Origin of the sequence: Halorubrum sp. ARQ200 (assembly GCF_005435115.1) — an archaeon.
Classification (GTDB): domain Archaea; phylum Halobacteriota; class Halobacteria; order Halobacteriales; family Haloferacaceae; genus Halorubrum; species Halorubrum tropicale.
The window spans coordinates 1-434 of the sequence record NZ_SGTZ01000068.1 but is presented as its reverse complement, the minus strand read 5'-3'; the positions used below and the strand labels follow the sequence as shown (position 1 = coordinate 434).

Below are 434 nucleotides of genomic sequence, written 5' to 3'. Positions count from 1 at the left end.
GACCGCGCAGATGCCCGAGCGGCTCCGCGAGCTCGACGACTGGGGGATGGCGTACTCCCGCACCGACGACGGCGCGATCGACCAGCGGTTCTTCGGCGCGCAGTCGTTCCGCCGGACCGCCTTCGCCGGCGACCACACCGGCGAGTCGCTGCTGAACACGCTCGTCGACCGCGCGCAGGCGCTGTCGGTCCCCTACCGCGAGAACGTGATGATCACGAAGCTGGTCTCCGACGGCGAGGCCGTCCACGGTGCGGTCGGCTTCGACATGGACGACGGCGAGTTCGTGCTGTTCAACGCGGGCACCGTCGTTCTCGCCGCCGGCGGCCACGCGGCGATCTACAACCGGCACACCTCCCGCGACGACGAGAACAACGGCGACGGCGCGGCGCTGGCCTTCGACGCCGGCGCGTCGCTGATGGACATGGAGTTCATGC

The 434-nt window shown here is 70.5% G+C and carries 1 protein-coding gene; it reads left to right on the top strand.

The features are described from left to right. Positions 1-434 (top strand): FAD-binding protein (locus tag EXE50_RS17065; protein WP_137705657.1); only part of this gene is annotated, 434 nt, incomplete at both ends.